At 59.6% G+C, this 14,183-nt stretch carries 15 protein-coding genes and 1 pseudogene; 11 read left to right on the top strand and 5 right to left on the bottom strand.

All coding sequences use genetic code 11. The features are described from left to right. Positions 1–142 precede the first annotated feature (142 nt). From EOK75_RS15560 to EOK75_RS15545, 4 genes are all read left to right on the top strand, one after another. Positions 143–1,255 (top strand): S-(hydroxymethyl)glutathione dehydrogenase/class III alcohol dehydrogenase, encoded by a 1,113-nt coding sequence (locus EOK75_RS15560; protein WP_137195821.1) that lies wholly within the window; start codon positions 143–145, stop codon positions 1,253–1,255. 76 nt (positions 1,256–1,331) lie between these two features. Continuing rightward, on the top strand, positions 1,332–2,711 hold the full coding sequence (locus EOK75_RS15555; RefSeq protein WP_137194986.1) for an oligosaccharide flippase family protein: 1,380 nt from the start codon (positions 1,332–1,334) through the stop codon (positions 2,709–2,711). Between the two features lie 88 nt (positions 2,712–2,799). Then, a complete protein-coding gene (locus tag EOK75_RS15550; protein WP_240794122.1) occupies positions 2,800–3,444 on the top strand; it encodes a GntR family transcriptional regulator in 645 nt (214 codons plus the stop codon). 119 nt (positions 3,445–3,563) lie between these two features. Next, the gene (locus EOK75_RS15545) at positions 3,564–4,961 is read left to right on the top strand and encodes an aspartate aminotransferase family protein (protein ID WP_137194985.1); all 1,398 of its coding nucleotides are present in this window, start codon (positions 3,564–3,566) and stop codon (positions 4,959–4,961) included. A gap of 68 nt (positions 4,962–5,029) precedes the next feature. Here EOK75_RS15545 and EOK75_RS20895 read toward each other — a convergent pair whose 3' ends face one another. Further along, positions 5,030–5,188: a hypothetical protein gene (locus tag EOK75_RS20895; protein WP_168199265.1), complete on the bottom strand. Its 159-nt coding sequence runs from the start codon at positions 5,186–5,188 to the stop codon at positions 5,030–5,032. Positions 5,189–5,216: 28 nt separating this feature from the next. On the opposite strand from EOK75_RS20895, the gene EOK75_RS20890 reads away from it, so the two are divergent. From EOK75_RS20890 to EOK75_RS15515, 7 genes and pseudogenes are all read left to right on the top strand, one after another. Beyond that, complete coding sequence (locus tag EOK75_RS20890) at positions 5,217–5,387, top strand: hypothetical protein (protein ID WP_168199264.1); 171 nt, start codon at positions 5,217–5,219, stop codon at positions 5,385–5,387. A gap of 106 nt (positions 5,388–5,493) precedes the next feature. Next, entirely contained in the window at positions 5,494–6,183 is a 690-nt protein-coding gene (gene rpe / locus EOK75_RS15540; protein WP_137194984.1) for a ribulose-phosphate 3-epimerase, read from the top strand. Next, positions 6,180–6,836, top strand: a complete 657-nt coding sequence (gph, locus tag EOK75_RS15535) for a phosphoglycolate phosphatase (protein ID WP_137194983.1) — start codon at positions 6,180–6,182, stop codon at positions 6,834–6,836. Before rpe ends, gph begins: the two co-directional genes overlap by 4 nt. 87 nt (positions 6,837–6,923) lie before the next feature. Then, positions 6,924–7,727, top strand: a complete 804-nt coding sequence (gene proC / locus EOK75_RS15530) for a pyrroline-5-carboxylate reductase (RefSeq protein ID WP_137194982.1) — start codon at positions 6,924–6,926, stop codon at positions 7,725–7,727. Continuing rightward, on the top strand, positions 7,724–8,056 hold the full coding sequence (locus tag EOK75_RS15525; protein WP_137194981.1) for a tRNA-binding protein: 333 nt from the start codon (positions 7,724–7,726) through the stop codon (positions 8,054–8,056). Before proC ends, EOK75_RS15525 begins: the two co-directional genes overlap by 4 nt. Positions 8,057–8,082: 26 nt before the next feature. Further along, positions 8,083–9,006 carry a 2-hydroxyacid dehydrogenase gene (locus EOK75_RS15520; RefSeq protein ID WP_137195819.1) on the top strand — a complete coding sequence of 308 codons (924 nt, stop codon included), beginning with the start codon at positions 8,083–8,085 and terminating at the stop codon, positions 9,004–9,006. Between the two features lie 22 nt (positions 9,007–9,028). Then, a pseudogene (locus tag EOK75_RS15515) lies at positions 9,029–9,700 on the top strand (sulfotransferase family 2 domain-containing protein). 22 nt (positions 9,701–9,722) lie between these two features. Here EOK75_RS15515 and EOK75_RS15510 read toward each other — a convergent pair. The 4 genes from EOK75_RS15510 to EOK75_RS15495 all read right to left on the bottom strand — a co-directional run bounded on the left by EOK75_RS15510 (position 9,723) and on the right by EOK75_RS15495 (position 14,159). Continuing rightward, on the bottom strand, positions 9,723–11,924 hold the full coding sequence (locus EOK75_RS15510; RefSeq protein WP_137194980.1) for a 3-hydroxyacyl-CoA dehydrogenase NAD-binding domain-containing protein: 2,202 nt from the start codon (positions 11,922–11,924) through the stop codon (positions 9,723–9,725). Between the two features lie 42 nt (positions 11,925–11,966). After that, positions 11,967–13,178, bottom strand: a complete 1,212-nt coding sequence (locus EOK75_RS15505; RefSeq protein ID WP_137194979.1) for an acetyl-CoA C-acetyltransferase — start codon at positions 13,176–13,178, stop codon at positions 11,967–11,969. 60 nt (positions 13,179–13,238) lie between these two features. Next, the gene (locus EOK75_RS15500; protein WP_137194978.1) at positions 13,239–13,874 is read right to left on the bottom strand and encodes a glutathione S-transferase family protein; all 636 of its coding nucleotides are present in this window, start codon (positions 13,872–13,874) and stop codon (positions 13,239–13,241) included. Positions 13,875–13,946: 72 nt separating this feature from the next. Then, positions 13,947–14,159: a hypothetical protein gene (locus tag EOK75_RS15495; protein ID WP_050525563.1), complete on the bottom strand. Its 213-nt coding sequence runs from the start codon at positions 14,157–14,159 to the stop codon at positions 13,947–13,949. Positions 14,160–14,183: the final 24 nt, after the last annotated feature.

Here is a 14,183-nt window from a genome sequence, read left to right as displayed (position 1 = left end):
CGTCGGCCTTTTTGTTTTTGTGCTGATATGGGCGGTCTTTGGGCAATGGCGGGCAAAACAGGGGCTTGGTCTTGCAGGGGGCTGCGCTGGTGTGCAAGATGCTGCCAAACAAGATACCGACATATAAAGGATACCCCCTATGATGCGCACCCGTGCTGCCGTTGCTCTGGCCCCCGGTAAACCGTTGGAGGTGATGGAGGTCAATCTTGAAGGGCCCAAGGCCGGCGAGGTTTTGGTTGAGATCAAAGCCACGGGCCTGTGTCACACCGATGAATTTACCCGCTCGGGCGACGACCCCGAGGGCATCTTTCCCGCGATTCTGGGCCATGAGGGCGCGGGCATTGTGCTGGAGGTTGGCGAGGGTGTGACCACTTTGGAAGTGGGCGATCACGTTATCCCGCTTTACACACCCGAATGCCGCGAATGCGAATATTGCCTTTCGGGCAAGACCAACCTGTGCCAGAAAATCCGCATCACCCAAGGGCGGGGGCAATTGCCCGATGGCACGACGCGGTTCTCGATGCTGGATGGGACGCCGATCCACCACTATATGGGCTGCTCTACCTTTGCCAATCACACTGTTATCCCTGAAATCGCACTGGCCAAAGTGCGCAAGGACGCGCCGTTTGATAAAATCTGCTATATCGGCTGTGGGGTTACTACGGGCATCGGCGCGGTGATCAACACCGCCAAGGTTGAGATCGGCGCGCGATGTGTGGTCTTCGGTCTGGGCGGAATCGGGTTGAACGTGATCCAAGGCCTGCGGATGGCGGGGGCGGATCAGATCGTCGGTGTTGATCTGAACGACAGCAAAGAAGAGGTTGGCCGCTATTTCGGCATGACCGATTTCGTCAACCCAACCAAGGTCGAGGGCGATATGGTCGCGCATCTGGTGGAGCTGACCAAGGGAGGCGCGGATTACACTTTCGATGCCACTGGCAACACCAAGGTCATGCGCACAGCGCTGGAGGCCGCGCATAAGGGCTGGGGCGAAAGCATCATCATCGGGGTGGCCGCAGCAGGGGCCGAAATTTCGACCCGTCCGTTCCAGTTGGTTACGGGCCGCGTTTGGCGCGGGACGGCCTTTGGCGGTGCCAAGGGGCGTACGGATGTGCCGAAGATCGTCGATTGGTATATGAACGGCAAGATCGAGATTGACCCGATGATCACCCATAAGCTGACGCTGGACCAGATTAACGAAGGGTTCGAGTTGATGCACAAGGGTGATTGTATCCGCGCTGTGGTGGAATTCTAAGCAGCGCTGAATGCTTGTGATTATGTGTTTGGAGAGGCCCCCGTGTGGGGCCCCCTTTTTTGGGATTGTGTGACGGATGAGTAACGCAGGTTTGGCAGGCAAGACGACGGGTATCTGGGGCCGCGCGGCGCGTGGTTCGGCGTGGATCGCGATGTCCTTTGTGGCCGCGCAGGGGTTCCGGCTGATATCAAACCTGATCCTGACCCGGCTGCTGTTCCCCGAGGCCTTCGGCATCATGGCGCTGGTGACGGTGTTGCTGGTCGGGCTGATGCTGTTTTCCGATATGGGCGTTGGCCCCGCGATTATGCAAAGCCAGCGCGGCGATGAGCCGGATTTCCTCAACACCGCATGGACCATCCAGATTTTGCGGGGCGGGATCTTGTGGGTTCTGGCCTGCGGCTTGGCCTATCCGGCGGCACTATTTTATGACCAGCCGTTGATCGGGCAGATCTTGCCGGTGGCAAGCTTGGCGCTTGTCTTTGCCGGGTTTGAGCCGACGCGCATCCACACCGCCAACCGCCATCTGCTGTTGGGGCGGGTGACGGTGCTTGACCTGATCTCTACCCTGCTGGGCATCGCGGTGATGCTGGTGCTGGCCTATATCACGCGTTCGGTCTGGTCGCTGGCCTTGGGCAGCGTGGCGACGGCGGCCCTGCGTCTGGTCTTGATGACGGCATTTATGCCGGGAGATCGGAACCGCCTGCGTTGGGAAAAAATGGCCGGATCGGAGCTGTTGCATTTCGGTTTTTGGATCTTTCTATCTTCGGTTTGCGGCTTTCTGGTTTCGCAGGGGGATAAGGCGGTTCTGGGCAAGTTCCTGTCGATCGAGGGGCTTGGCATCTATAACATCGGGGCGTTTCTGGCGATGTTCCCGATCATGCTTGGCTCTACGGTCACCGCGCGCGTGTTGATCCCGATTTACCGAGAGCATACCGAGGTGGACCCGGTGGCCCTTGCGCGGCTTGTGCGGTTGCGGCGGATTGTGACAGGCGGGCTGATCTTGGGCCTTGCGGTTCTGGCGCTTGCGGGGCCGTTCATTGTGAACCTGCTGTATGACGTGCGCTATAGCGCGGCGGGTGGCGTTATGGTTGCGATTTGCTCGGTGCAGATGATTGTGGTGATCTTCCTGACCTATGATCAGGCGGCACTGGCGCGGGGCGATAGTCGCGGGTTCTTTGTCGTCAGCGCGGCCAAGGCGGGGCTGCAAACGGCGGGCTTTGTGATCGGTGCGCTTTACTTTGGCTTGGCAGGGGCGATGCTGGGGCAGGCGGTGGCGATGTTGATCTATATGCCTGTAATCGCGCGGCTGGCGTGGCGGCACGGGGTATGGGATGCCGCCCATGATGTGATCTTTCTGGCGGTGGCGTTGATATTAGGCGCGCTTGCGGTTTGGGTGAACTGGCCACAGATAGAATTGCTGTTCCCGGGTTCGGGTGGTGGCTTCTACGGGCCGTAAGCTTGTCCTTGATATGATCATAAAAATTGGCTGACTTCGTGCTGCAACCTCGCTAGATTGCACAATATTGCCATGCGGGGAAAATCTGTTGGAAAAGCTGCCGACCCATGAAATCACGTATCGCCGGATCCGCGATATGGTGCTGTTTGGCGAACTGGCCCCCGGCCAGCCGGTCACGATCCAAGGTTTGGTCGAGGTTCTGGAAACCGGCATCACCCCTGTCCGAGAGGCGATCCGCCGGCTAACCGCCGAGGGCGCGCTGGAATTCAAGGGAAACCGCCGTGTCAGTGTGCCAGAGCTGACGGCGGCACATCTGGCAGAGCTGGCCTTTGCCCGCGCTGCATTAGAGCCGCATCTGGCCGGATTGGCCGCAAAATATGTGACCAGCGCTGATATCGACGCGTTGGAGGTCATGGACGCCGCCGTCAATCACGCCATCCAGCAAGGCGATATCCGCATCTATCTGGAACAGAACTACCGTTTCCACACAGCACTTTATGCCCATTCCGGCGCAGGTATCCTATGCGCGATGGTGCAGGGGCTTTGGCTGCGCGTCGGGCCATCCTTGCGGATCGTTTGCGGGCGGCAGGGCACGTTGAACCTGCCCGACAAGCACGCCGAGGCGATCTCTGCCCTGCGTCAAGGCCAGCCCGATAAGGTTGCTGCGGCCATTCACGATGACATTGTTCAAGGTCAGGATCAGATCGCCGCCGCACTGGTCGAGGGGGCATAACCGGTCTTGAAATTCATTGACTATCAAAAATATGATCATATTATGACGACAATCAATTTGGGTTCATCCTGTCCCCCTCTCACGCGTTAAATCCGGCGCCCTTTTGTAAGGAGTTTGCAATGCCTGCGATCACAAACCACATGCCAACGAAAGAGCTTCAGGCGCTGGATGCGGCACATCACATCCACCCGTTTACCGACGCGAATGAACTGGCAGAGTCCGGAGCGCGCATCATCACCCGCGCAGAAGGCGTGACCCTGACCGATAGCGAAGGCAATCAGATTATGGATGCGATGTCCGGCCTTTGGTGCGTCAACATCGGCTATGGCCGCCAAGAGTTGGTCGATGCTGCCGCCCGCCAGATGCAAGAGCTGCCGTTTTACAATACCTTCTTCATGACCAGCCATGTGCCCGTAATCGCGCTAAGCGCCAAGCTGGCAGAGCTGGCGCCGGGCACGCTGAACCATGTGTTTTATTCTAGCTCCGGCTCGGAAGCGAATGACACCAATATCCGTATTGTGCGCCACTATTGGGCCTCGAAGGGCAAGCCGGAAAAGACGGTGATGATCGCGCGCAAGAACGGCTATCACGGCTCTACCCTTGGTGGCGGCAGCCTTGGTGGCATGGCCCCGATGCACAGTCAGGGCGTGCCGGTTATCCCCGGCATCGTCCATATCGACCAACCGCATTGGTGGAACGAGGGCGGCGATATGACGCCAGAGGAATTCGGGTTGGAACGTGCGCGCCAGCTTGAAGCAAAAATCCTTGAGCTTGGCGAAGACAATGTCGCGGCCTTTATCGGCGAGCCTATTCAGGGCGCGGGCGGTGTGGTCATTCCGCCCAGCACCTATTGGCCGGAAATCCAGCGGATTTGCGACAAATATGAAATTTTGCTGATCGCGGATGAGGTGATCTGCGGTTTTGGCCGGACCGGAAGCTGGTTCGGGTCGCAAACCATGGGCATTCGTCCCGATATCATGACGATCGCCAAGGGGCTTACCTCGGGCTATATTCCGATGGGCGGCTCGTTGGTGAGCGATGAGATCGCCAATACATTGGCAGCCGCGGGTGATTTCAACCACGGTTACACCTATTCGGGCCATCCGGTTGCGGCGGCCGTAGCGCTTGAAAACCTGCGGATCCTGCAAGAGGAGAAACTGGTAGAACGGGTGCACGATGATGTCGGGCCGTATCTGGCAAAGCAATGGGCGACATTGCTTGATCATCCGCTGGTAGGAGAGGCGAATTCGGTAGGGTTGATGGGCACGCTGGCGCTGACACCGGGCAAGGCAAAGCGCGCCAAATTTGCGGGTAAAGAGGGCGCGGTTGGCCTGCGGTGCCGGACCCGCTGTTTCGCCAATGGTCTGGTGATGCGCCATGTTGGCGACCGCATGATCATCGCGCCGCCGCTGGTGATCACCCATGCCGAGATCGACACGCTGGTTGAGCGGGCGCGCAAGTCACTGGATGAAACCTATGAAGGACTGCTCAAGGACGGGTTGTTCAAGGCGGCTTGAGCCTTTAGGATATGAAAAAGGCCCGGGCAGCGATTGCCCGGGCCTTTTTTTATGCGGTGATCCCGGGATCAGAAGCTGTAGTTGCGGCCTGCGTTTGCGACAACGCGGCTTTGTTTGCCCAGCCATACATCGCGGTGTTCGATCAGCGCGGCACGGTCTTTGGCGGACAGGCCTTTGCTTGCAGTGAACCAGTTCAGGACGCGGCGAAAGAGGGATACTTTGGTCATGTGACAACTCTCCTATATCGGAAAAGCAATGCCCTTCCGGTTGCGGGTGTTTGTGGCCCGTATTGATGAAATCCTTGGCTGGGGTGCCGTTTGCCAACCCCGCGCCGTTGTGGCCTACCTAGCAGATGTGCGCATGGGCGAGGAGCGGCATTATCGCATTGCCGCAATGCGCCGCTCGCATGACGCCGCTGCTTGGTAAATCCCTTCAATGACGTTCAATCATAAAGAAAGCGACGGTGGGGTGCTTTACCTAGGGTGGTGATGCGCAGTAGAAACACAAGCAAATGGTCCAAGGAGTGCTGTCCATGACGTTTTCACGCAAAATCAAAATCGCGCCATCCATTCTGTCTGCCGACTTTGCCAATTTCGGCGCGGAATGCCGCGCGATTGAGGCAGAGGGCGCGGATTGGGTGCATGTCGATGTGATGGACGGGCATTTTGTCCCGAATATCACCTTTGGCCCCGCAACCTGTGCCGCCATTCGTCCTCATATCAAAGGGGTGATGGATGTTCACCTGATGATCGCGCCGGTCGACAGCTATATCGATGCCTTTGCCGCCGCCGGTGCCGATGTGATTTCTGCACACCTTGAGGCGGGGCCGCATATCCACCGCACCTTGCAGGCCATTCGGGGTGCCGGTGCCAAGGCTGGCCTCGCGATCAACCCCGGTACGCCGGTGGAGGCGGTGGAATATCTGCTTGATATGGTGGACCTGGTTTGCGTGATGACCGTGAACCCCGGCTTTGGCGGTCAGAAATTCATCCATAGCCAGATCGACAAGGTTGCGCGCTTGCGCCGCATGATCGGTGACCGGCCTATCCATATTGAAATCGATGGCGGGGTGACGACGGAAACGGCACCTTTGGTCGCTGCGGCGGGCGCCGATGTGTTGGTTGCGGGGTCGGCCGTGTTCAAGGGCGGCTCGGTTGATAATCCGGCACCTTACGGGACAAATATCGCCGCCATTCGGGCCGCAGCGGAGGGCGCTTTGTGATCGCTGTTATCTTTGATCTTGACGGCACGCTGATTGATAGCGCGCCCGATATTGTGGCCAATACCAATGCCGTTTTGCAGGAATTGGGCCTTGGGGTGCTGCCGCCCGCCCAGATAAAAGGATTTATCGGCAAGGGTGTGGGGCATCTGCTGCATTGTGTGCTGGAGGCTTCGGGGCAGGTGCCAGACGGGCCGCTTCATGCCCCGATGCAGGCGCGTTTTAACCAACGCTATGAGACCGCTTTTGAGATGACGGTGATCTATCCCGGCGTGGTAAAGGCGCTGGATCAGCTGGTGGAGATGGGCTGCGCCTTGGGCATCTGCACCAATAAGCCGATCGCCCCGACCCATGCGGTGTTGCGCCATCTCGGGTTGGCTGAATATTTCCCCGTGGTCTATGGCGGCGATAGCCTTGCGGTGCGCAAGCCTGACCCAGCGCCGCTTTTGGCTGCGGTCAAGGATTTGGGCCGCGACCGCGTAATCTATGTCGGTGATAGCGAGGTGGATGCGGCGACGGCCGATGCGGCCAAGCTGCCCTTCCTGATCTACACCGAAGGGTACCGCAAAACGCCTGTGCATGATTTGCCCCATGACGCGGCCTTCAACGATTTTCGCCAACTTCCGGGCTTGGTTGGCAACCTGATGAAGGGGTGACCCCGCCCATATGCGGACCGGTGAAAATACGGGCTACAGCTTTGGTTTTCTTCGCGTTAGGCTGGGGCAAATCATAGGGGGCCCAGTATGGATTTATCAGAGGTGAACGCGCGCGGCTTGGTGCTGTTGGGATGTGGCAAGATGGGCTCTGCGATGCTGGAAGGCTGGCTGGCGCAGGGGGTGCGCGCGGCTTCGGTATGGGTTCAGGACCCGCACCCAAGCGCATGGTTGCAATCGACCGGCGTGCAGTTGAACGCGGGCTTGCCGCCCGATCCGGCGATCGTTCTGGTGGCGGTCAAGCCACAGATGATGGCGGATGCCCTGCCCAGCCTTGCGGCCTTGGGTAATGGCGCGACGCTTTTCGTTTCGGTCGCGGCGGGCACGACTATTGGTTATTATGAGCAGGTCTTGGGCGCGCAAACGCCGATCATCCGCGCGATGCCAAATACACCTGCGGCCGTTGCGCGCGGGATTACGGCGATCTGCGGCAATCCTGTGGCCACAGCGGCGCATCTCGATTTGGCCGAGGCATTGCTGCAAGCGGTCGGCAAGGTGGTGCGGCTGGAGGATGAGCAGCAGATCGACGCGGTTACCGGCCTGTCGGGTTCTGGGCCAGCCTATGTGTTCCATATGATCGAGGCGATGGCCAAGGCGGGCGAAGGCGTGGGCCTTGCACCCGATCTGGCGATGGAGTTGGCGCGGGCCACTGTTTGCGGCGCGGGTGAACTGGCCCATCAATCGCCTGAATCCGCGGAACAGTTGCGGGTGAATGTGACCTCGCCCAATGGCACCACGGCGGCGGGGCTGGAGGTGCTGATGGCGCAGCTTCCCGACCTGATGGCGCGCACCGTCAAGGCCGCCACCACCCGCGCGCAGGAGCTGGGGAAATGATCAACTTTGATGATTTCGCCAAGCTCGATATCCGCGCCGGCACCATTACCCGCGCCGAACCCTACCCGGAGGCGCGCAAGCCCGCGATCAAGCTTTGGGTCGATTTCGGCGGGGAGCTGGGCGAGAAGCGCTCTTCGGCACAGTTGACGGCGCATTACACGCCCGAAGGTTTGGTTGGGCGTCAGGTGATGGCCGTGGTCAATTTTCCGCCGCGCCAGATTGGCAAGGTCATGTCCGAGGTGCTTGTCCTAGGGGTGCCAGATGAAAACGGTGAGGTGGTCTTGGTCACCCCCGATCACGACGTACCAAACGGAGGGAGACTGTTTTGAAACCTGAGATCCTGATAACCCGCCCCATGCCCGGCAAGGTCGTGGCCGAAGCGCTGCGCTATTTCTCACTGACGATCCGTGAGGATGTGACGCCGATGACGCATCAGGCCTGCGTTGACAGCCTGCATCAATATGATGCCGTGCTGGCCACTTTGGGCGACCCCTATAATGCGCAGGTTTTTGATGAAAACCACGCGCCCCGTTGCAGGCTGTTGGCGAATTTCGGTGTGGGCTATAATCATATTGATGTTGCTGCTGCCAAGCGGGCAGGGGTGGTGGTTACCAATACCCCCGGTGCGGTGACCGATGCCACCGCCGATATCGCGCTGACTTTGATGCTGATGACGGCCCGCCGCGCCGGAGAGGCCGAGCGGATGGTACGCGCCGGCCTTTGGGAGGGCTGGCACCCCACGCAATTACTGGGCGCGCATATGTCGGGCAAAAGCATTGGCGTGATCGGCATGGGGCGCATCGGCAAGGCCATTGCCAAACGTGCGCATTACGGTTTTGGCATGCAGGTGCGGTTCTTCAACCGTTCCCCCGTGGCCAACCCCGGCATGCCTTCCGAGCAGGTGGATATGGAAGAGGCGCTGGCGGCAGATTTCGTGGTCATTGCGGTGCCCGGCGGGCCGGAAACGCGGCATCTGATCAATGCAGAGGCGCTGTCCCAGATGAAGCCGCATGCGTTCCTGATCAATATCGCGCGCGGGGATATCGTCGATGAGGCCGCTTTGATCGATGCCTTGCAAAATGAGGTTATCGCGGGTGCGGGTCTTGATGTCTATGAGCATGAGCCGGTGGTCGCGCCTGCCTTGATGTTGATGGAAAACGTGACCCTGCTGCCGCATCTTGGCACCGCCGCCCTTGAGGTACGAGAGGCAATGGGCTTGATGGCCGTCGAAAACCTGCATGCGTTTTTCGAAGGCAAACCGTTGCCAAATCAGGTCTAGCAATGGTTTCGGGCGTGCGACCGTGATCATTTCGCGTGGACGGGGGTATGTCTTTGTGCATATCCCCAAAACGGGCGGTACGGCACTGACCATGGCGCTGGAAGACCGCGCGATGAAGGATGATTTCCTGATCGGCGACACGCCCAAGGCACGGCGGCGCAGGGGGCGGCTGAAAGGGCTCTCGTCTAAGGGGCGGATGTGGAAACATGCAACCTTGGCAGATATGGAGGGGGGTGGTCACAGCACAAGAGCTGGCCGGGCTTTTCACCCTGGCCCTTGTGCGCACCCCTTGAGACAGGGCGGTAAGTTATTACCATTGGCTGCAAGCGCAAAGCTTTGAGCATCCGGCGGTTGACTTGGCGCAAGTTATTGATTTTATTGTGTTACTGAACCATCCTCAAACCTGCGCTGTTTTCGAAACTGGCCCGCAAGCGTCTATATGCGCGATGCCAAGGGCCAAGAACATTGCCGCCTATACCTGCGGTTGGAGCATCTGGACCAAGATATCGCGCTCTTTGAGGCACATCTGGGATTTTCGCTGACCCCGCTGGCGTGTGGAAATGCATCACAGCGGGCGCGCGATTGGCGGCGGTATTATTCCGATGCCGACGCCGCCCTTCTGGCCTATTATTGTGCCGAGGATATCGCCCGTTTCGGGTATGGATTTGAGGATGCGTTAGGGCGCGCGGGGTAGGTTGCGCGCCCTTGTGTTGGCATCAGGCCGCGTGTTTCTTTGGCGCGAAACGGGTATAGAAACTCTCCCCCTTCGCCGCCATATCACGCAGCAAGGCAGGCGCCTTGAAGCGATCGCCAAAGCGTGCGGTCAGATCATCGCAAATCGCCACCGCGCGGGCCGCGCCGATCATGTCGAGCCAAGACAGCGGCCCACCGGACCACGGTGCAAACCCCCAGCCCAGAATAGCACCGACATCGCCCTCGCGGATATCCATCAGCACGCCGTCTTCCAACGCGCGCACGGCCTCAAGCACTTGTGCCATCAGCAAACGGTGCTGGACCTCGGTTAGCTCTGGCTGTGCATCGGCCACGGGATAGGCGGTGGCCAAGCCATCCCAAAGGCCGGCCCGCTTGCCCTTTTCGTCATAGGCGTAAAAGCCCGCACCCGCCTTTTTGCCCAAGCGCCCCTCATTGGCCATGGCAAACAGCACCGTATCCACCGCACCATCAGGATAGGCATCGCCCATGGCAAGTTTGGTCGCCTTGGCGATTTTTACACCCAGATCAATCGAGGTTTCATCCACCAGTTGCAGCGGCCCCAAAGGCATGCCGACCAGTTTCGCGGCGTTTTCAACCAAAACCGGTTCGACCCCTTCGGCAACCATGCGGATGCCCTCGTTGATATAGGGGATGATGCAGCGGTTGGCATAAAAGAAGCGCGCGTCATTGACGACAATCGGGGTCTTGCGGATTTGGCGTACGAAATCCAGCGCCTTGGCAACCGCGCGGTCGCCGGTGGCCTTGCCGCGAATGATCTCCACCAGCAGCATCTTGTCGACGGGCGAAAAGAAGTGGATGCCGATGAATTGCTCCGGCCGCGCGCTGGCATGGGCCAGATCGGTGATCGGCAGGGTGGAGGTATTGGTGGCAAAGATGCAATCCGCGCCCACGACCGCCTCGACCTTTTTGGTGACCTCGGCCTTGACCTTCATGTCCTCAAACACCGCCTCTACGATCAGATCACACCCGGCAAGGGCGGCATAATCGGTGGTGGCGGTGATGCGGGCCAGAACCTCGGCCTTTTTCGCCTCGGTCACCTTTTTGCGCGAGATCCCCTTGTCGAGGATGCCCTCGGAATAGGATTTTCCGCGATCGGCGGCCTCTTGGGCGGCGTCGATCAGCACCACCTCGATCCCCGCATTGGCCGAGACATAGGCGATCCCCGCCCCCATCATGCCCGCACCGATAATGCCGACTTTTTGCACCCTCTGATCCGGTTCGGCCGGGCGGTTTGCGCCTTTTTCCAGCGCCTCTTTGTTGATGAACAGGCTGCGGATCATCGCGGAGGACGAGGGGTTCATTAGCACATTGGTGAACCAGCGCGCCTCGATCTTTAGCGCGGTGTCAAAGGGCACCAGTGCGCCCTCATAAACCGCCGAGAGCAGCGCCTTGGCGGCGGGGTAGACCCCCATGGTTTTACCATGCACCATCGCCGAGGCCCCGACAAAGGTCATGAACCCCGCCGGGTGATAGGGCGCGCCGCCGGGCATCTTATAGCCCTTGGCATCCCATGGTTTCACCAGATCGGCATCCTTGGCCCCCAGTACCCATTCCTTGGCGCGGGTCAAAAGATCCTCTGGGGCGACGACCTCATCGACGATGCTAGCCGCCTTGGCCGCTTTGGGGGTCGAGAGCTTCCCCTCAAGCAAGAACGGTGCGGCCATCATCGCGCCCATCTTGCGCACAAGCCGCGTGGTGCCGCCCGCGCCGGGGAAAATGCCGACCATGATCTCGGGCAGGCCGATCTTGGCCTTGGGGTTATCGGCGGCAATGATGCGGTGACAGGCCAGCGGCAGCTCCAGCCCGATGCCAAGCGCCGTGCCGGGCAGGGCGGCCACAATCGGCTTGCCACCCTTGAGGGTCTTGGGGTCCATGCCCGCGCGTTCAATCTTGCGCAGGATGGTATGCATGCCCATCACGCCCTCAAACACCGCCTTGGCAGGGTTGTCGCCACCGTCTTCCTTCATCTTGGCGATGGCGTTCAGGTCCATCCCGCCGGCGAAATCCTTTTTCGCGCTGGTGATGATGATGCCCTTCACATTCGCATCGGCAAGGGCGGTATCGACCATATCATTCAATGTCATAAACGCCTCTTGCGTCATGACATTCATGGATTTTCCAACAGTGTCCCATGTGATGGTGGCCACAGCATCCGCATCAACGGCATAGGTGAAATCGGTCATTTCAAGGGTCCTTCTTTCAGGAATATTGCTGCAGAGCAAGGCTTAGACCCGCTCGATAATCGTGGCGGCCCCCATGCCGGAGGCGATGCACAGCGTGGCAAGCCCGACCTGTTTGTCCTGACGCTCCAGCTCATCCAAAAGGGTGCCGATGATGATCGCGCCGGTCGCCCCCAGCGGGTGCCCCATGGCGATGGAGCCGCCGTTGACGTTAACCACACCCGGATCCACATCAAACGCCTGCTGGAACCGCAGGACCACGGCGGCAAAGGCCTCATTCACCTCGAACAGATCAATATCACCGATGGTCATCCCGTGATCGGCAAGGATCTTTTGGGTCACGGGCACCGGCCCCGTCAGCATGATCGTCGGATCGGTGCCGATCTTGGCGGTGGCACGAATGCGGGCGCGGGGTTTGAGGCCATGCGCGCGGCCAAACTCGGCATTGCCGATCAAGACCGCCGCCGCACCATCCACGATCCCTGAGGAGTTGCCCGCATGGTGGATATGGTTCACCCGCTCCAGATGCGGGTATTTCATCATCGCGATCTTGTCGAAACCGGGCATCACCTCACCCATATCCTTGAAGGCGGGCTTAAGGGCCGACAGCGTGGCCATATCGGTGCCGGGGCGCATATATTCATCTTGGTCAAGAATGATCAGCCCGTTCTGGTCGGTCACGGCCACGATGGATTTATCGAACCGCCCCTCTTTCCACGCCTGCACCGCGCGCCGCTGGCTTTCTACCGCCAGGGCATCGGCCGCCTCACGGGTAAAGCCGTATTCGGTGGCGATGATATCGGCGGAAATCCCTTGCGGCACGAAATAGGTTTTCATCGCAAGGCTCGGGTCCACGGCAATCGCCGCCCCGTCAGAGCCCATTGCAACACGGCCCATCATCTCTACCCCGCCGGCGATATAGGCCTGACCCGCACCGCCCTTGATCTGGTTGGCGGCAAGGTTCACGGCCTCCATCCCCGAGGCACAAAACCGGTTGATCGCAAGGCCGGGGATGCTCTGGTCCAGATCGGACGCCAGCACCGCCGAGCGCGCGAGACAGCCGCCCTGTTCGCCCACTTGGGTCACATTGCCCCAGATCACATCCTCGACCGCGTGGCCCTCCAGCCCGTTGCGGGATTTGACCGCGTTCAGGATATTGGCCGAGAGTGCCACCGATGTCACCTCATGCAGGCTGCCATCTTTGCGGCCCTTCCCACGGGGGGTGCGGATTGCGTCATAGATATAAGCTTCGGTCATGTTTTATCTCCGAATGGTCGAAAGGCTGCATCGAAACGGTGCGGCCAGATAAGAGAGGTCTTAGGCCCGATCCGACGGGTTGCCGGGCATCAGGTCATAGGGTGCCTTCCAGCCGGGCAGGGCGGCGATCCGGTCCAGCCAGCGGTCGATATGCGGCCAGTCCTTGCGGTCAAAGCCGAAGGGTTCCGGGTAATAGAAAAAGCCACAGCACGACAGATCGGCAATTGTAACCTGATCCCCGACCATCCAGGCGGCCCCGCCAAGGTGCTTGTCAAGCACGGCATATGCCGATTTTAACCGCGCTTGCTGAAAGGAGATCACCGCCTCGGGGCGCTTTTCAGGCGGTATGAAGTTTAGCAAAAACCGGGTGGAGCCAATGACGCCGGATAATTTGTGATTGTCCCAGAACATCCAGCGCAAAATCTCGCGCCGTTCCGCGGCCGAGCGCCCGCCCAGCTTGCCGGTTTTGGAGCTGATATAATCGAGGATAACACCCGATTGGGTCAGCGTCACATCCCCGTCCACCAATACCGGCACTTCGCCCATTTCGTTGATCTCGCGAAACTCGGGGGTGCGGGATTCACCGTTGAAAAAGTCGACGTAAACCGGCTCCCAGTCCATATCTGCAAATGTGAGGGCGAGCGCGGCCTTATAGGCGGGCCCGCTTTCCCCGAAACAATAGAGTTTGGCATTCATGACGTCCGGCTCCTGTTGATTGGCAAGGCGGAGGCTTTCCGACTGCCCGTATTGGGTGGATCAGGTGGTGCGCTACTTCTTACGCGCTTCCAGCTCTGAGTTGAACAGCCGTAAACGGTGGGTCAGGTTGTCCTCATCGATCACCGAGGTGAAATTTTCGAATAAAAACGACAGCGCCTCGCCCTCATCCAGCCCCGCCTCATTCGCGAATTTCCGCAGGCGGCGGTAACCGTCCTCGGTCATGGCGCAGGGAAAGCGGCGGGTGAGGCGAAAGCGTTTGGGCATTATGGTCTCCGGCAATTACGAGAT

It is taken from the genome of Pseudorhodobacter turbinis (assembly GCF_005234135.1).
In the GTDB taxonomy this organism is placed as follows: domain Bacteria; phylum Pseudomonadota; class Alphaproteobacteria; order Rhodobacterales; family Rhodobacteraceae; genus Pseudorhodobacter; species Pseudorhodobacter turbinis.
Note: the sequence above shows the minus strand (reverse complement) of the source record. Positions and strands in the feature narration are given on the sequence as shown.

What these genes read in the sequence shown, in the direction of transcription:
- EOK75_RS15560 (WP_137195821.1), top strand. Translation starts at nt 143, where the DNA reads ATGCGCACCCGTGCTGCCGTTGCTCTGGCCCCCGGTAAACCGTTGGAG.
- EOK75_RS15555 (WP_137194986.1), top strand. Translation starts at nt 1,332, where the DNA reads ATGAGTAACGCAGGTTTGGCAGGCAAGACGACGGGTATCTGGGGCCGC.
- EOK75_RS15545 (WP_137194985.1), top strand. Translation starts at nt 3,564, where the DNA reads ATGCCTGCGATCACAAACCACATGCCAACGAAAGAGCTTCAGGCGCTG.
- EOK75_RS20895 (WP_168199265.1), bottom strand. Translation starts at nt 5,188, where the DNA reads ATGACCAAAGTATCCCTCTTTCGCCGCGTCCTGAACTGGTTCACTGCA.
- EOK75_RS20890 (WP_168199264.1), top strand. Translation starts at nt 5,217, where the DNA reads ATGCCCTTCCGGTTGCGGGTGTTTGTGGCCCGTATTGATGAAATCCTT.
- rpe (WP_137194984.1), top strand. Translation starts at nt 5,494, where the DNA reads ATGACGTTTTCACGCAAAATCAAAATCGCGCCATCCATTCTGTCTGCC.
- proC (WP_137194982.1), top strand. Translation starts at nt 6,924, where the DNA reads ATGGATTTATCAGAGGTGAACGCGCGCGGCTTGGTGCTGTTGGGATGT.
- EOK75_RS15525 (WP_137194981.1), top strand. Translation starts at nt 7,724, where the DNA reads ATGATCAACTTTGATGATTTCGCCAAGCTCGATATCCGCGCCGGCACC.
- EOK75_RS15520 (WP_137195819.1), top strand. Translation starts at nt 8,083, where the DNA reads ATGCCCGGCAAGGTCGTGGCCGAAGCGCTGCGCTATTTCTCACTGACG.
- EOK75_RS15510 (WP_137194980.1), bottom strand. Translation starts at nt 11,924, where the DNA reads ATGACCGATTTCACCTATGCCGTTGATGCGGATGCTGTGGCCACCATC.
- EOK75_RS15505 (WP_137194979.1), bottom strand. Translation starts at nt 13,178, where the DNA reads ATGACCGAAGCTTATATCTATGACGCAATCCGCACCCCCCGTGGGAAG.
- EOK75_RS15500 (WP_137194978.1), bottom strand. Translation starts at nt 13,874, where the DNA reads ATGAATGCCAAACTCTATTGTTTCGGGGAAAGCGGGCCCGCCTATAAG.
- EOK75_RS15495 (WP_050525563.1), bottom strand. Translation starts at nt 14,159, where the DNA reads ATGCCCAAACGCTTTCGCCTCACCCGCCGCTTTCCCTGCGCCATGACC.